Source organism: Hydrogenophaga sp. UC242_50 (assembly GCF_042697355.1).
Taxonomy (GTDB): domain Bacteria; phylum Pseudomonadota; class Gammaproteobacteria; order Burkholderiales; family Burkholderiaceae_C; genus Hydrogenophaga.
The window spans coordinates 1,279,683-1,295,055 of record NZ_CP170553.1 but is presented as its reverse complement, the minus strand read 5'-3'; the positions used below and the strand labels follow the sequence as shown (position 1 = coordinate 1,295,055).

The 15,373-nt window shown below is 67.0% G+C and carries 10 protein-coding genes and 8 pseudogenes; 5 read left to right on the top strand and 13 right to left on the bottom strand.

Annotation, left to right across the window (positions count from 1 at the left end; all coding sequences use genetic code 11):
* Positions 1 to 41: 41 nt before the first annotated feature.
* The 3 genes and pseudogenes from ACFJGX_RS06575 to ACFJGX_RS06565 form a co-directional block, all read right to left on the bottom strand.
* The gene (locus ACFJGX_RS06575) at positions 42 to 719 is read right to left on the bottom strand and encodes a MotA/TolQ/ExbB proton channel family protein (protein WP_382153179.1); all 678 of its coding nucleotides are present in this window, start codon (positions 717 to 719) and stop codon (positions 42 to 44) included.
* Positions 720 to 750: 31 nt separating this feature from the next.
* Positions 751 to 1,516 (bottom strand): annotated as a pseudogene (gene dapB / locus ACFJGX_RS06570) (4-hydroxy-tetrahydrodipicolinate reductase).
* A 53-nt stretch (positions 1,517 to 1,569) separates the two neighbouring features.
* Positions 1,570 to 2,061: an outer membrane protein assembly factor BamE gene (locus ACFJGX_RS06565; RefSeq protein WP_382328050.1), complete on the bottom strand. Its 492-nt coding sequence runs from the start codon at positions 2,059 to 2,061 to the stop codon at positions 1,570 to 1,572.
* 264 nt (positions 2,062 to 2,325) lie between these two features.
* Between ACFJGX_RS06565 and fur the strand changes: the two are divergent.
* Positions 2,326 to 2,770: pseudogene (fur, locus tag ACFJGX_RS06560) on the top strand (ferric iron uptake transcriptional regulator).
* A 111-nt stretch (positions 2,771 to 2,881) separates the two neighbouring features.
* On the opposite strand, the gene hprK reads toward fur, so the two are convergent.
* The 3 genes and pseudogenes from hprK to hpf form a co-directional block, all read right to left on the bottom strand.
* Positions 2,882 to 3,832, bottom strand: a complete 951-nt coding sequence (hprK, locus tag ACFJGX_RS06555; protein ID WP_291113686.1) for an HPr(Ser) kinase/phosphatase — start codon at positions 3,830 to 3,832, stop codon at positions 2,882 to 2,884.
* A 93-nt stretch (positions 3,833 to 3,925) separates the two neighbouring features.
* Positions 3,926 to 4,397, bottom strand: a pseudogene (locus ACFJGX_RS06550) (PTS sugar transporter subunit IIA).
* A 142-nt stretch (positions 4,398 to 4,539) separates the two neighbouring features.
* Positions 4,540 to 4,869, bottom strand: coding sequence for a ribosome hibernation-promoting factor, HPF/YfiA family (hpf, locus tag ACFJGX_RS06545; RefSeq protein ID WP_291113681.1), 330 nt, complete (start codon positions 4,867 to 4,869; stop codon positions 4,540 to 4,542).
* A 230-nt stretch (positions 4,870 to 5,099) separates the two neighbouring features.
* Between hpf and ACFJGX_RS06540 the strand changes: the two are divergent.
* The 4 genes and pseudogenes from ACFJGX_RS06540 to corA form a co-directional block, all read left to right on the top strand.
* A pseudogene (locus ACFJGX_RS06540) lies at positions 5,100 to 5,915 on the top strand (hypothetical protein); the annotation flags it as partial.
* A gap of 241 nt (positions 5,916 to 6,156) precedes the next feature.
* On the top strand, positions 6,157 to 6,882 hold the full coding sequence (locus ACFJGX_RS06535; RefSeq protein ID WP_382328048.1) for an ATP-binding protein: 726 nt from the start codon (positions 6,157 to 6,159) through the stop codon (positions 6,880 to 6,882).
* A 206-nt stretch (positions 6,883 to 7,088) separates the two neighbouring features.
* On the top strand, positions 7,089 to 8,102 hold the full coding sequence (locus tag ACFJGX_RS06530) for a patatin-like phospholipase family protein (protein WP_382328620.1): 1,014 nt from the start codon (positions 7,089 to 7,091) through the stop codon (positions 8,100 to 8,102).
* A 290-nt stretch (positions 8,103 to 8,392) separates the two neighbouring features.
* Positions 8,393 to 9,379 (top strand): magnesium/cobalt transporter CorA, encoded by a 987-nt coding sequence (corA, locus tag ACFJGX_RS06525; RefSeq protein ID WP_382153164.1) that lies wholly within the window; start codon positions 8,393 to 8,395, stop codon positions 9,377 to 9,379.
* 6 nt (positions 9,380 to 9,385) lie between these two features.
* Here the strand turns inward: corA and ACFJGX_RS06520 are convergent.
* The 7 genes and pseudogenes from ACFJGX_RS06520 to ACFJGX_RS06490 form a co-directional block, all read right to left on the bottom strand.
* Positions 9,386 to 10,077: pseudogene (locus ACFJGX_RS06520) on the bottom strand (5'-methylthioadenosine/adenosylhomocysteine nucleosidase).
* Positions 10,078 to 10,213: 136 nt separating this feature from the next.
* Positions 10,214 to 11,903, bottom strand: a pseudogene (locus ACFJGX_RS06515) (long-chain-fatty-acid--CoA ligase).
* A gap of 200 nt (positions 11,904 to 12,103) precedes the next feature.
* A complete protein-coding gene (locus ACFJGX_RS06510; protein ID WP_382328618.1) occupies positions 12,104 to 12,988 on the bottom strand; it encodes an NAD(P)(+) transhydrogenase (Re/Si-specific) subunit beta in 885 nt (294 codons plus the stop codon).
* Positions 12,976 to 13,524: pseudogene (locus ACFJGX_RS06505) on the bottom strand (NAD(P)(+) transhydrogenase (Re/Si-specific) subunit beta); the annotation flags it as partial. The pseudogene ACFJGX_RS06505 and the gene ACFJGX_RS06510, both read right to left, overlap by 13 nt.
* A 2-nt stretch (positions 13,525 to 13,526) precedes the next feature.
* Entirely contained in the window at positions 13,527 to 13,850 is a 324-nt protein-coding gene (locus tag ACFJGX_RS06500; protein WP_382322245.1) for an NAD(P) transhydrogenase subunit alpha, read from the bottom strand.
* A gap of 15 nt (positions 13,851 to 13,865) precedes the next feature.
* Positions 13,866 to 14,228 (bottom strand): aspartate 1-decarboxylase, encoded by a 363-nt coding sequence (panD, locus tag ACFJGX_RS06495; RefSeq protein ID WP_291113658.1) that lies wholly within the window; start codon positions 14,226 to 14,228, stop codon positions 13,866 to 13,868.
* Positions 14,225 to 15,354 (bottom strand): annotated as a pseudogene (locus ACFJGX_RS06490) (Re/Si-specific NAD(P)(+) transhydrogenase subunit alpha). The gene panD and the pseudogene ACFJGX_RS06490 overlap by 4 nt, the downstream one beginning before the upstream one ends.
* Positions 15,355 to 15,373: the final 19 nt, after the last annotated feature.

Below are 15,373 nucleotides of genomic sequence, written 5' to 3'. Positions count from 1 at the left end.
CGAGGGGACTGACCTGCCTTGGGGCAGCCCGGCGGCAGGTCTCACGATGGACTCCCTGAATGCGCCAGCAGCTCGCGCAGGTCGCGCGCGAAGCCTTCCAGGTCGGCCTCGATGCGGGCGATCTGGCGGCCCAGCACGTTGTAGGCAAGCACGGCGGGAATCGCCACCGCCAGGCCGGCGGCGGTCATCACCAGCGCCTCGCCCACCGGGCCGGACACCTGCTCGATGCGGAAGGGCCCGTCCAGCCCGATGCCGGTGAGCGCGTGGTAGATGCCCCAGACGGTGCCCAGCAGGCCCACGAAGGGCGCGGTGGAGCCCACGGTGGCCAGCAGCACCTGGCCGAACTGCAGGCGGTGCAGCACGCGGTGCAGGGCATCGCGCAGCACACGGGTGAGCTGCTGCGAGCGGTCGCCGGCAGCGGCCAGGGTGTGGGGTGCTGCGCTGTCCAGGCCGCGCGCGGCCTGCAGCAGGGGCAGCACGATCCGCTGCGGGTCGAAACGGCCCAGGCGCGCCTGGGCGTCGTCCAGGTCGCTGGCCTGCCAGAAGGCGGCGGTGCTCAGGCTCAGGTCGGCTGCGGCGCGGCGCAGCAGCCAGGCCTTCCAGAGAATGACCACCCAGCTCGCGACCGACATGGCCAGCAGCAGCAGGGCCACGGCACGGCCGAGCGCGTCGGCCTGGCTCAGGGTTTGCAAAAGCCCGACCGGGGCGCTGGCGTCCATGGCGCTGGGGTTCTTCTGCCGGGACCCGGGCTCAGCGCAGGCTGAGCACGTCGAACATGTCGTACAGCCCGGCCGGTTTGCCCGCCAGGAAGCGCACGGCGCGCAGGCTGCCCTGCGCGTAGGTGGTGCGGCTGCTGGACTTGTGCGTGATCTCGATGCGCTCGCCGGTGCCCGCGAACAGCACGGTGTGGTCGCCCACGATGTCGCCGCCGCGGATGGCCGCGAAACCAATGGTCGACGGGTCGCGCTCGCCGGTGACGCCTTCGCGCGCGTAGACCGCGCATTCCTTGAGGTCGCGGCCCAGCGCGTCGGCGATCACCTCGCCCATCTTGAGCGCGGTGCCGCTGGGCGCGTCCACCTTGTGGCGGTGGTGCGCCTCGATGATCTCGATGTCGTAGCCCGTGGCGATGGCCTTGGCCGCCATCTCCAGCAGCTTGAGCGTGACGTTGACGCCCACGCTCATGTTGGGCGCCATGACGATGGGGATCTGCTTCGCGATCTGCGCGATCTCGGCCTTCTGCGCGTCGGTGAATCCGGTGGTGCCGATGACCACGGCCACGCCCAGCTTCGCGCATTCGCGCAAATGCGCCATCGTGCCCTCGGGGCGGGTGAAGTCGATCAGGAACTGGCTGCCCGAGAGGCCGGCGGTCAGGTCGGCGGTGATGCGCAGCACCACTGGCCTGCCCCGCAAAGCCCGCCGCGTCCTGGCCGATGGCCGGGCTGCCGGCGATGTCGAGGGCGCCGGTCAGGGTGCAGTCGCCGCTGTCGCGCACGGCTTCGACCAGCATTTGGCCCATGCGGCCGCTGGCGCCGGCCACACACACGCGCAGGGCGGCGTTCAAGGCGGCGCTCAACGTGCCGCTCCCGAGCTCTCCAGCGGTGGGTAGACGGTGTCGGGCGATGGCGCCGGCGGCGTCGGCTCGGGCGCCAGGGGGGTGTTCTTGTCCTGGAAGGATTTCAGCTGGGCCTCGGTGGCCTGCAGCGGCGGCACCTTGCCGAACTTGCGCCGCGCGTCGAGCGAAGCCACGAATTCCACCTCGCTGGGCAGCTCGTCGCCTTCAAAACGTTCGAGCGTCTCGCCCTTGAAAAACGCCGTCAGCTTGCGCTGCTGGGGCTCCTGGCCCTGGCGGCGGAAGGTGAATACGTAGTCCCAGCGGTCGGCATGGAACACGCTGGACAGCAGGGGCGAGCCCAGGATGTCGCGCACCTCGGCCCGCGACATGCCAGGCTTGAGCGCCTGCGCCTGCTCACGCGTGACCACGTTGCCCTGCACGATGTCGATCTTGTAGGGGGTGATGATGGTCGGGACGTAGCTGCAGGCCGAGAGCGAGGCCACGGCCATCAGCGCGCACAGGGCGTGCGCCAGACGCGGGGGACGGCTTCGTGGAACGGGCGCGGCGGGGTGAGAGGAAATGCATGTGGGCTGACCCTGGAGGCGTAACGCCGTGTGCCGCACAGGGGAAAAATGCGGCAGCCGGCGGACGCTGGCGATATGATCCGGTCATTGTAGCCCCGGGGTCCTGCACCGGAGGGCACCCACCCCAGGGGTCGGCGATGCCCGGTGGCGCTCATTTGCGCCTGTTTCAACCCCTTGCACCTGCCTGCCATGACCAACATCGAAGAACTCAAGAGCACGGGGCTCAAGGCCACCCTGCCCCGGCTGAAGATTCTGGAGGTGTTCCAGAACGCCAAGCAACGGCACATGACGGCCGAAGACGTGTTTCGCGTGCTGCTCGAAGAACGCTCGGACATCGGCCTGGCCACGGTCTACCGCGTGCTGATGCAGTTCGAGCAGGCGGGCCTGCTCACGCGCAGCAACTTCGAGTCGGGCAAATCGGTGTTCGAACTCAACGAAGGCCAGCACCACGATCACCTGGTCTGCCTGGACTGTGGCCGGGTCGAGGAGTTTTTCGACGCCGAGATCGAGAAGCGCCAGCAGATGGTGCGCCAAGGCCCGTGGCTTCGTGCTGCAAGAGCACGCGCTGTCGCTCTACGCCAATTGCAGCAAGACCGACTGCCCGCACCGGGGCAACGTGCACCGCGTCACCTGACGAACGCACCCGGGTTTTCTTCTCAAGAAGCGCCGCGGAACTGGCTTTGCCAGGCCGCAGGCACTGCCCCCTGGAGGGGGTGACGCCGCAGGCGGCGCGGGGGTGTTCCTTCTACTCACTGCGCGACATGGCCGCGCGGTGGCGTGAGACGAACTCCTGGTAGGTGTCGATGCCGCGCAGCTGCAGGATGGTGTTGCGCACGGCCGCTTCCACCAGCACGGCGATGTTGCGGCCGGCCACCACCTGGATCACCGCCTTGCGCACCGGCACGCCCAGCACGTCCTGGTACAGCGGCTCGTGGGGCATGCGCTCGTAGTCCCGCTCCATGGTTTCTCGGCGCACCAGGTGCACGATCAGCGAGAGCCGCATCTTGCGGCGCACCGCGGTCTCGCCAAAGATGGCCTTGATGTCGAGCAGGCCGATGCCGCGCACCTCGAGCAGGTTCTGCAACAGCTCGGGGCAACGGCCCTCGATGCTGGTCTGGTTGATGCGGTAGAGGTCCACCGCGTCATCGGCCACCAGGCCGTGGCCGCGCGAGATCAGTTCCAGGCCCAGTTCGCTCTTGCCCAGCCCGGATTCGCCGGTGATCAGCACGCCCATGCCCAGGATGTCCATGAACACACCGTGCATGGAGGAACGGTCGGCGAAGTGGCGCGAAAGATAGGCACGCAGCACGTCGATGACAAAAGCCGCCGACTCCTGCGTGGAGAACATCGGGATCTGGGCCCGCTCGCACATCGCGGTGAGGGCGTCGGGCGCGGTCTGCCCGTCGGCCACCACCAGCACCGGCGGCTCCAGCGTGACGATGCGCGCCACGCGGCGTCGGTTGTCGTCCTCACTGGGGCTGGTGAGGTAGGCGACTTCGCGCTCGCCGAACACCTGCACGCGGTAGGGGTGGATGTAGTTGAGGTACCCGACCAGATCGGCGCCGGAACGCGCGGCGCGAATGGCAACCTCGTCAAAACGGCGCTCGGAGGCCCCGAGGCCGGCGATCCACTGCCATTTCAGGGCGTCGCGATGGTCCTCGAACAGGACATCGGCGCTGACGACGGTGGGTTTCAAGGCGAGTGGCGCAGCCGCAGGGCCGCCCCAAGGCTGGTCAGCCCCCTTGGGGGGCAGCGACCCGTGAAACGGTGAAGCGTGGCGGCTCAAAATTCAGGCGGCGGCGTGGGCCGACTGCCAGGACGTGATCAGCTTGTGCAGCTCGGCAGCATCGGTGGAGGTCTTCATCTGCTCGCGCAGGGCACTGTCGCTGAGCATCTCGGCGATCTCGGACAGGATTTCGAGGTGCTTCTGCGTGCGCAGCTTCGGGCACCAGCAGGAAGATCATGAACTGCACCGGCTGCTCGTCGGGCGCGTCGAAGCCGATCGGGCTGGCGAGCTGGAACACCGCGGCCAGCGGCTGCTTGAGACCCTTGATGCGCCCGTGGGGGATTGCCACGCCATGGCCGAGCCCGGTGGAACCGAGGCGCTCGCGCGCGAAGAGGCTGTCGGTGATCAGGGCGCGGTTGAGTCCGTGCTCGGTTTCAAACAGCAGGCCTGCCTCTTCGAATGCGCGTTTCTTGCTGGTGGCGTCAACGCCAACGAGCACTTGCACGGCGGGCAATATGGCGGAAAGTCGGTTCATGTGGGCCCTTTCGGACCGCAAATTATGCCGAGTTGGTGTCCCTTGGCTAGACTGCGGGCACAAAAAAGCCGCTTGACATATCAAGCGGCTTGCTGCAATGCAACATTCTTCACGCTCCCGGCGCCGGGAGCCGTGAGCGGGGTCACATCAAACGTTTGACCGTACCGTGGTGATGGTCTTGCGTCTTGTCCTTGTAGCGCAGCACCTGGCGGTCCAGTTTGTCGGCCAGTTCGTCCACCGCCGCATACAGATCGGCATGGACGCTTTCCGCAAACAGGTCGCGCCCTTTGACGTGGACATTGCACTCGGCCTTTTGTCGCAGGTCCTTCTCCTTGAGGTTGTCCACCGTCAACAGCACCTTGATGTCGACCACTTGATCGAAGTGTCGGGAGATGCGTTCCAGTTTGGTGGTGACGTAACCGCGCAAGGCGGGGGTGACCTCGAGGTGGTGACCGCTGATCGTCAGGTTCATAGATGAGCCTCCATTTGCTCCGGGTTGACACAAGCCGCCTGGGGCAAGACCTCCCGACGGCCACGGGGATGTCTTGAGACCACTATGCCCATGAATGCTCGCCGGCGCAAGCCACACGGGGCAACAAAGCGTGATAAACCGATGAAACGCCGCAGTGCCAGAAGCGTAAACTGGCAGCCACACGGGAGTTGGCACGCGACCGAGGGGTGGCCTCAGGTACGAATTTCTTCATGCCCGACACCGTCGACACGTTGAAGCTGGAACAGCGCCTGTTGCAGGAGCAGGTAAGCATTCTCTTGCGCCACCTGCCGGGCATGGCGGTGGGCACCGTGTTGCTGGCCAGTGGCGCCGCCTGGCTGCTGATCCTGCAGCATCAACCATCGAACTTGGTGCTGGGCTGGTGGGCAGGGATGGCGCTGTATTCGGCCTTGCGCCTGGTGCTGTACGGTGGCCGGCACCGATACCCCGTCACCGACGCCAACGCCCGCCGGTGGGCGCTCGTGCTGGTCGCGGCCTCGGGCGGCGCCGGCCTGATGTGGGGCTCGATCACGCTGCTTTTCTTCACCCCCGATGACCTGTACACGCAGGCCATCATCGCGATCGTGCTGTGCGGCATCCTCTCCAGCGCCACCCAGTCGATCGGATCGTACTGGCCCGCGCACCTGGCGTTTGCCATTCCCTGTTCGCTGCCATTTTCGATCCACTGCCTGATCGAGGGCGGTTCGGCCTTGACCATCCTGGGGCTGCTGTCGCTGCTGTTTCTGGTGTTCACCGCCTCGTTCGCGCGCAGCATTCCCCTGTCGCTGCGGCAATCGATCCAGTTGCGCATGGAGAACGAGGCACTGATGGACCACCTCACCCGGGCCAAGGAGCATGCCGAAGCGTCCGAGCGCCGAAAGACGCGGTTTCTCGCCGCGGCCAGCCACGATCTGCGGCAACCCATCCACGCCATGGGCCTGTTTGTCCCCGCGCTTCAGCGCCTGGTGCGGCACGCTCGGCCGTCCCCTCAGGCGCTGGCCGATATCGCCGATCGCATGCATTCGGTGCTGGAGAGCATGGGCCAGTTGCTGCAGGTGCTGATGGAAATCTCCCGGCTGGACTCTGGCGCCGTCATGGTTCGAAGGGCCCCCTGTGCGATCAACCCCGTCCTGTTGCAGGTCGGCGAGGTCTTGCGCGGCCAGGCGAAGGCAAAGGGCCTTCGGCTTCGACTGATGGAAACCCCTCTGTGGGTGCAGGCCGATCCCGCGGTCTTGCACACGGTTCTGCTCAACCTGGTCGGCCAACGCGGTGCGCTACAGCGAGCGCGGCGGGGTGCTGGTGGGTGCCCGGCGACGGGGCGACGAGGTGGAGATTCAGGTCTGGGACACCGGCATCGGCATTCCGGAAAGCGACATGCCCCGGGTGTTCGACGAGTTCTACCAGGCCAGCAATGCGCGCCGGGCATCGGCGCAGTCGCGTGGTTTCGGCCTGGGCCTGTCGATCGTCCATCGCTCGGCGGAGTTGCTGGACGCGCGCCTCAACGTGCGCTCGCGCGTGGGCCGGGGCTCGGTGTTCTCGGTGTTCCTGCCACGCTGCGATCCCGTGATCGAGGCGCCCGCCCCCACCAGGACATCTGCACCGGCTGCGCCCACTCAGGTGGTGCTGGTGCTGGACAACGACGAGCAGGTGGTTCGCGCGCTCACGCATTTGCTGAGCGGCCTGGGCCATCGGGTGCTGGGCGCACAGACGATGCGCGACGCCCTCGTCCTGGCATGGAACAACAGCGCCTCGATTTCGCTGATCGTGGTCGACTACCACCTGAGCGAGACCTTCGATGGCCTTCAGGCCATCTCCCGACTTCGGGGCATTCTCGAACGCGAGGTGCCGGCCCTGGTGATCACCGGCGACGCGAGCGTGCACTTGACAGACGAGGACCTGCGGCAGGACATCACCCTGCTGAACAAGCCCGTCGATCCCCGCGCGCTGCAGCGCTGGATGGCCGAGGCCGCCCCATCGGCGGCGGCGATTGTTTAGGATGTGACGGTTCACACCTTTCGACACCCCTTTGTCCCTCGACACCCTCATCACCCACAACACGCTGCTGCCTGCGTCACCCGAATACGGTGACGGCGCCTGCGCGCTGGTGCTCATGGGGGGCGGCGCGCGCACCGCGTACCAGGTGGGCGTGCTCAAGGCCGTGGGCGCCCTGCTGCGCAGCGCGAGCGACCGCGGGCCCGGCGGTGCCGGTCTTTCCGTTCCAGTGGCTGTTCGGCACCTCGGCCGGTGCGCTCAACGCGAGTTACCTGGGCAGCATCGCCACCCAGGGCCTGCCCGCGCTGTCGCAACTGGCCACGTTCTGGAGCGGCCTGCGCTCGGAACGCGTCTACCGGCTCGAAGCGCCCGGCTGGGTGCGAGCGAACCGCGTGGTGGCCGGGCTCACACTGGCGCGGCAGGTGCGCCGGCACCGAGCACTGCTCGACACGCTTCCGCTGGTGGACACCCTGCACCGCGCGATCGACCTGCAGGGCCTGGAACGCGCGCTGGAGCAACGGCTGATCCATGTGCTGGGCGTCACGGCATCGAGCTACACGACCGGCGAGCACTGGACCTTCTGCCAGACCCGGCTTGCGCACCCGGTGCAGCCCTGGCACCGGCCGGGGCGGCGCTCGGAGTTCCAGCCCATCACCATCGAGCACCTGATGGCTTCGAGCGCCATCCCCTTCCTGTTCCCGGCCGTGCCACTGTGGGTGGACGGGCACAAGGAGCATTTCGGCGACGGTTCGATGCGGCAGCTCTCGCCGCTCTCACCGGCGATCCAGTTCGGCGCGCGCCGCATCCTGGTGATCGGTGTCGGCCAACCCCAGCGCGCCGGCCTGGCCGCGCGCAACGGCAGCGAGCCCACCGCAGGCACCATCGCCGGCCACGCCATGGCCAGCGTGTTCCACGACACCCTGCAGGCCGACGTGGAGCAGACCCAGCGCGTGAGCCAGACCCTGGCGCGGCTGCCACCAGCCCTGCGCCACCGCCTTGCCCTACCGGCCGGTGGAGGTGCTGGCGATCCAGCCCAGCTTCTCGCTGGACGAGCTCGCGAGCAAGCACATCCGCGAACTGCCCGCGCCCACCCGCAACACGCTGGCGGGCCTGGGCGCACTGGACACGCGGCGCGGCGCGGCCGGCAGCGCAGCCGCGCTGGCGAGCTACCTGCTCTTCGAACCGGGCTTCGTCAACGCCCTGATCGAGTTGGGCGAACATGACGCCTGGCGGCGAAAGGACGAACTGATGCGCTTTTTTGGCGCATCCGAAGACCTCGGGGCCGGCACCGCAGTGCCATAATTCGGCCTGTTTCACACATGGAGACCCGCATGGAAAGCACGCCCCCCAGTTGCGTGCTTTCAGCCACCCCCGCGACCGTCTGAGCGCCGCCCCCGAGCGGCTTTGGGTCAGGCGGCCGGACGGCTGAAAGCAGCACCCGAACCGCCCCCGAGGCCCGCGGAGCCGGCCTCGACCCTTTGCCAGACAGCACGAAACCGCCGGGAGCGCCGTCATGCTCAACGTATTCACCCTGGCCAATGGCCGCCTGTTCCAGGAAGAAATCGAGTCGCTCGAAGAGCTGGCCCGCTTCAAACCCATCTGGGTCGACCTGGAAGACCCCACCCCCGAAGAACGCCGCTGGGTCAAGCAGCACTTCGGCCTGTCGATTCCCGAAGACGCGATGGACGAGGACATCGAGGAATCGGCGCGTTTCTTCGAGGAAGACAACGGCGAGCTGCATGTGCGCTCGGACTTCCTGATCGACGACGACGAAGACCCGCGCGCAGTGCGCGTGGCCTTCATCCTGAACGAGCACAACGACACGCTCAAAAGCCGGGGCGTGCTGTTCTCCATCCACGACGAGGACGTGCCGGTGTTCCGCCTGCTGCGCATGCGCGCGCGCCGCATGCCGGGCCTGATCGAGGACGCCAAGGACGTGCTGCTGATGCTGTTCGACGCCGACGCCGAGTACTGCGCCGACACGCTCGAGGACATCTACGACGAGATCGAGACCGTGAGCAAGAAGGTGCTCGACAGCAACGCCTCGGACAACCTGCTGAGCGAGGCGCTCTCGGCCATCGCGCGGCACGAGGACATGTCGGGCCGCATCCGCCGCAACGTGATGGACACCCGCCGCGCGGTGAGTTTCATGATGCGCAGCCGCATGCTCAGCGTTGAACAGTTCGAGGATGCGCGCCAGATCCTGCGCGACCTGGACTCGCTCGACAGCCACACGGCCTTCCTGTTCGACAAGATCAACTTCCTGATGGACGCGACGGTCGGTTTCATCAACATCAACCAGAACAAGATCATCAAGATCTTCTCGGTGGCCAGCGTCTCGCTGCTGCCCCCGACGCTGGTGGCCAGCAGCTACGGCATGAACTTCGACTTCATGCCCGAGCTGAAGTGGCACTACGGCTACCCGCTGGCGCTGGCGCTGATGGTGCTGTCGGCGGTCTTGCCGATGCTCTACTTCCGCAAACGAGGCTGGTTGAGGTAGACCTGCTCAGCGCTGCGTCAGCAGCGCGTCGATGACCGCGCCGCTGTAGCGGCTCGCCACCTCGCGCAGGAAACGCGGGAAATCCACATGGGCCGCATCGTCGGCCCGGTCCGAGATGGTGCGCACCACGGCCAGCGGCACGCCGTAGTCGTGGCAGACCTGGGCGAACGCGGCGCCTTCCATTTCCACCGCGAGCGCATCGGGCAACGCCCCACGCAGGGCCAGGCTCTCGGCGGTGGTCGAGACGAACCGGTCGCCGCTGATCAGCAGGCCCTGGTGGCAGCGGGGCGTCTCCAGACCAAAGGCCTGCATCACCTCGGCACCGAGGCGTGCGGGCAATTCGTGCAGCACCCGCTCGCTCGCCTGCACGAGCTGCGTGGTCAGCGTGGGGTCGGCATCGAAGCGGGAGCGGCCATAACCCGGCACCTCGTGGCGCGGAAAGAGCGGCAAAGCGTCCATGTCGTGCTGCAGGAAGTGCCGGGCCACCACCACATCGCCCACGTTCACGCCCGGCGCCAGCCCGCCGGCCACGCCGGTGAACACGATGCGCTGCACGCCGAAGCGCTCGATGAGCACAGCGGCGGTGGTGGCCGCCGCCACCTTGCCGATGCCCGAAAGCACCGCCACCACGTCGTGCCCGTGCAGATGCGACGCCAGAACGCGCGCCCGCCCACCACTTGCTGCTGTTCGTCGGGCATGAGCGCGAGCACGGCGGCCAGCTCTTCGTGCAGGGCGCTGACGATGGCGATGGTGGTCACGGAACGGTCCCTCCTGGACGGGCAAAAGAAAAGGCGGCCGAAGCCGCCTTGCATTGTGGCGCAGCGCGCCGGGGCGTCACTTCTTGTCGCGCAACTCGCGCCGCAGGATCTTGCCCACGGGTGTCTTGGGCAGTTCGGTGCGGAACTCCACCACCTTGGGCTGCTTGTAGCCGGTGAGGTTGGTCTTGCAGTACTCGCGCACCTGCGCCTCGGTGAGGCTCTCGTCCTTCTTGACGATCACGAGCTTGACCGCCTCGCCCGACTTCTCGTCCGGCACGCCGACCACGGCGCATTCCATCACGCCGGGCAACAGGGCCACCACGTCCTCCACCTCGTTGGGGTACACGTTGAAGCCGCTGACCAGCACCATGTCCTTCTTGCGGTCCACGATCTTGAAGTAGCCGCGCGCGTCCATCACGCCCACGTCGCCGCTCTTGAAGAAGCCGTCGGCCGTCATGACCTTGGCGGTCTCGTCGGGGCGCTGCCAGTAGCCCGCCATGACCTGCGGGCCCTTGATGGCGATCTCGCCCGGCTGGCCCATCGGCACCTCGTTGCCATCGTCGTCCAGGCACTTCATGTAGGTGTTGGGCAGGGGCACGCCGATGGTGCCGCTGTACTCGGTGCTGGTGGTCGGGTTGCAGCTGGCCGACGGGCTGGTCTCGCTCAGGCCATAACCTTCGCAGATCGGGCAGCCGGTCTTCTCCAGCCAGAGCTTGGCCACCGCGCTTTGCACCGCCATGCCACCACCCACCGAGACCTTGAGGTTGCTCCAGTTGACGGTGTTGAAGTCGGGGTGGTTGGCCAGGCCGTTGAACAGCGTGTTGACCGCCGGGAAGCTGTGGAAAGTGTGCTTGCTGAGCTCCTTGAGCACGGCCGGCAGGTCGCGCGGGTTGGGGATCAGGATGGTCTTGCCGCCCGTGCGCATGGCCAGCATCATGTTCACCGTGAACGCAAAGATGTGGTACAGCGGCAGGGCGCACACGCTGGTGGGCTGCTCGCCAGCCGGCACCTTCTTCATCACGGGGTCGTTCCAGGCCTCGGACTGCAGCACGTTGGCGATCACGTTGCGGTGCTGCAGCACCGCGCCCTTGCTCACGCCGGTGGTGCCGCCGGTGTACTGCAGCACGGCCATGTCGTCGGGCTTGATCTCGGGCCGCTTGAGCGTGCCACGCGTGCCCTTGGCAATGGCGTCGTTGAAGCGCACCGCCTGCGGCAGGCTGTAGGCCGGCACCATCTTCTTGACGTTGCGCACCACGTAGTTCACCAGCGCGCCCTTGAGCAGGCCCAGCTGGTCGCCCATGGCCGTGAGCACCACGTGCTTGGTCGGCGTGTTGGCGATGCACTGCTGCAGCGTGTGCGCGAAGTTCTCGATGATCACGATCGCCTTGGCGCCCGAGTCCTTGAGCTGGTGCTCGAGTTCGCGCGGCGTGTACAGCGGGTTGACGTTGACCACCACGAAGCCTGCGCGCAGGATGCCGGCCACCGCCACCGGGTACTGGGGCACGTTGGGCATCATGATGGCCAACGCGGTCGCCCTTGACCAGTCCCAGGCCCTGCAGGTAGGCCGCAAAGGCCTGCGAGAGGCTGTCGGTCTGCGCGAAGCTGACGTCCTTGCCCATGAAGCTGTAGGCGGTGCGACCGGCGTGCTTCTGGAAGCTTTCCTCCATCAGGTGCACCAGCGAGGGATATTGCGCCACGTCGATGTCGGCAGGCACGCCGGCGGGATAAGCCCCCAGCCAGGGACGGTTGGCCGTCGGTTCGCTCATTCAGAATCTCCTCGTTCTTGTGGATACAACAACCGGGCATTGTCAGTGGGAAGCAAGGCACGGGGCCTCGTGTTTTTCCCTTACGCGGTTCTGACAGCCCACTCTAAAACCCGCGACTGGCTGCAAGCATGCTACAAAAACCGAAGGGCCGGTGTCGCCACGGGCCCTTCGGGTATCGCTCGGAAATGGACGCTTTCGATTTACTCGACGGCCTTGGTCATGTCCTCGACGACCTTCTTGGCGTCGCCGAAGACCATCATGGTCTTGTCCATGTAGAACAGCTCGTTGTCCAGGCCCGCGTAGCCGGCGGCCATGGAGCGCTTGTTCACGATCACCGTCTTGGCCTTGTAGGCCTCCAGGATCGGCATGCCGTAGATCGCGCTGCCCTTCTGCAGGGCGGCCGGGTTCACCACGTCGTTGGCGCCCAGGATGATGGCCACGTCGGCCTGGCCGAACTCGCCGTTGATGTCCTCCATCTCGAACACCTGGTCGTACGGCACCTCGGCCTCGGCCAGCAGCACGTTCATGTGCCCCGGCATGCGGCCGGCCACCGGGTGGATGGCGTACTTCACGGTGATGCCCTTCTCGGTGAGCTTGTGCGCCAGCTCCTTCACCGCGTGCTGAGCGCGTGCCACGGCCAGGCCGTAGCCGGGCACGATGACGACGGTCTCGGCGTTGCCCAGGATGAAGGCCGCGTCGTCGGCGCTGCCGCTCTTGGCCGTGCGCTGCACGCCGCCGCCGGCCGCGGCCGCCGTGGCGTCGCCACCGAAGCCGCCCAGGATCACGTTGAAGAACGAGCGGTTCATCGCCTTGCACATGATGTACGAGAGGATGGCACCGGAGGAGCCCACCAGCGAGCCGGCGATGATCAACATGGAGTTGTTCAGGCTGAAGCCGATGCCGGCGGCCGCCCAGCCCGAGTAGCTGTTGAGCATGGACACCACCACCGGCATGTCGGCGCCGCCGATGGGGATGATGATGAGCACGCCCAGGATGAAGCCCAGCGCGATCACCAGCACGATGTCCATCCAGCTCTGCGAATGCCAGAAGCCGAAGATGAAGAAGGCCGTGGCCAGGCCCAGCACCAGGTTGAGCTTGTGCTGGCCGGCGAAGGTGACCGGTGCGCCCTGGAACAGGCGGAAACTTGTACTTGCCCGAGAGCTTGCCGAAGGCGATGACCGAGCCCGAGAAGGTGACGGCCCCGATGAAGGCGCCCAGCGCGAGTTCGATGCGGTTGCCGCCCGGGATCGCTTCGCCCTTGGCGACGATGGCGAAGGCCCAGGGCTCGGCCACCACGGCCACGGCGATGCAGACCGCGGCCAGGCCGATCATGCTGTGCATGAAGGCGACCAGCTCGGGCATCTTGGTCATCTCGACCCGGTTCGCCATGAGCGCGCCGATGGCGCCACCGACCACCAGGCCACCCAGCACCCAGACCATGCCCTGTGCCTTGCCGCCGGAGAGTTCGACGATGAGCGCGGCGGTGGTCAGCACGGCGATTGCGCATGCCGGTCATGCCAAAGATGTTGCCCCGGATCGAGGTGGTGGGGTGCGACAGGCCCTTCAAGGCCTGGATGAAGCAGACGCTGGCGACCAGGTACAGCAGCGTGACGAGGTTCATGCTCATTTGTGCGCTCCCTCAGCTGCGGGCGCCTTGCGCTCTTTTTTCTTGAACATCTCCAGCATGCGCCGGGTGACCAGGAAGCCACCGAAGACGTTGACCGCGGCCAGCGCCACGGCCAGCACGCCCATGGTCTTGCCCAGGTGGGTTTCCGTGAGCGCGGCGGCCAGCATGGCACCCACGATCACGATGGCCGAGATGGCGTTGGTCACCGCCATCAGCGGCGTGTGCAGCGCGGGCGTGACGTTCCACACCACGTGGTAGCCCACGTAGATGGCCAGCACGAAGATGATGAGGTTGAGCACGGTGGGGGATACGGCGTCCATAGGAGTCTCCTCGCTTCAGGTTTTCTTGATCTCGTTGATGCGGTTGCCCTCGCCGAGCAACACGACACGCGGCTTCCACTGCGGCACGGCCGCGTCGTCCACCGGGGAGTAGGTGCAGATGATCAGCAGGTCGCCCACGTGCGCCTTGCGCGCGGCCGCGCCGTTGAGCGAGATGGCGCCCGAACCTCGCGCGGCCTTGATGATGTAGGTCGAGAAGCGCTCGCCGTTGTTGACGTTGTAGAGCTCGATCTTCTCGTACTCGCGCATGTCGGCGGCATCCATCAGGTCCTCGTCGATGCCGCAGGAGCCTTCGTAATGCAGGTCGGCCTCGGTCACGGTCGCGCGGTGCAGTTTCGCGCGCAGCATCACACGGCTCATTTGCGCTTGACCTCGCCGCCTTGCGCCATCAGGCAGGCCGCCACGATGTCGTCTTCCATGTCCACGTGCAGCGCACCGTCCTTGTTGACGATGAGCTTGAGGAAATCGAGCACGTTGCGCGCGTACAGCGCCGACGCATCGGCACCGACCATGGCCGCCAGGTTGGTCTCGCCGACCAGCGTCACGCCATGTTTGACCACCGTCTTGTCGGCCTCGGTCAGCGGGCAGTTGCCGCCCACGCCGTCCGCGCCCTTGCCGGCGGCGATGTCCACGATCACGCTGCCGGGCTTCATGGACTTGACCATGTCCTCGGTGATGAGCACCGGCGCGGCCCGGCCCGGGATGAGTGCGGTGGAGATGACCACGTCGGCCTGCGCCACGCGCTTCGCACCTCGGCCTTCTGGCGCTCCAACCAGGACGGCGGCATCGGGCGGGCGTAGCCGCCCACGCCTTCGGCGGCTTCCTTCTCTTCGGCGGTCTCGTAGGGCACGTCGATGAACTTGCCGCCCAGCGACTCGACCTGCTCCTTCACGCTCGGGCGCACGTCGGAGGCCTCGATCACCGCGCCCAGGCGCTTGGCCGTGGCAATGGCCTGCAGGCCGGCCACGCCCACGCCCAGGATCACCACGCGCGCGGCCTTGACCGTGCCCGCCGCCGTCATGAGCATGGGGAAGAAGCGCTGGTAGTGGTGCGCGGCGACCATCACGGCCTTGTAGCCGGCGATGTTGGCCTGCGAGGAGAGCACGTCCATGCTCTGCGCGCGCGTGGTGCGCGGCGCGGCTTCAAGCGCGAAGGCGGTCAGGCCGGCCGTGGCCAGGCGCTGCAGGCCCACGGGATCGAAGGGGTTGAGCATGCCGACCACGGTGGCGCCGGGTTTCATCAGGGCCAGCTCGTTGTCGAACGGCGGGCGCACCTTGAGCACCAGGTCGGCGCCCAGGGCGCCGGCCGCATCGGTGATCTCCGCGCCCACGGCGGTGTAGGCCGCGTCGGTAACGCTGGCGGCCACGCCCGCGCCCGATTGCACGCGCACGGTGTGGCCTTGCGCCACGTACTTCTTCGCCGTCTCCGGGGTCACGGCCACTCGGGTCTCGCCCACTGTGGTCTCAGCGGGTACGCCTATCAGCATGAATATCTCCTCACCCACA

Excerpts from the sequence above, each read along its gene's own strand:
- hpf (WP_291113681.1), bottom strand. The coding sequence starts at position 4,869 with ATGAACCTGACGATCAGCGGTCACCACCTCGAGGTCACCCCCGCCTTG.
- ACFJGX_RS06565 (WP_382328050.1), bottom strand. The coding sequence starts at position 2,061 with ATGGCCGTGGCCTCGCTCTCGGCCTGCAGCTACGTCCCGACCATCATC.
- ACFJGX_RS06500 (WP_382322245.1), bottom strand. The coding sequence starts at position 13,850 with ATGGACGCCGTATCCCCCACCGTGCTCAACCTCATCATCTTCGTGCTG.
- ACFJGX_RS06575 (WP_382153179.1), bottom strand. The coding sequence starts at position 719 with ATGGACGCCAGCGCCCCGGTCGGGCTTTTGCAAACCCTGAGCCAGGCC.
- panD (WP_291113658.1), bottom strand. The coding sequence starts at position 14,228 with ATGAGCCGTGTGATGCTGCGCGCGAAACTGCACCGCGCGACCGTGACC.
- corA (WP_382153164.1), top strand. The coding sequence starts at position 8,393 with ATGCTCAACGTATTCACCCTGGCCAATGGCCGCCTGTTCCAGGAAGAA.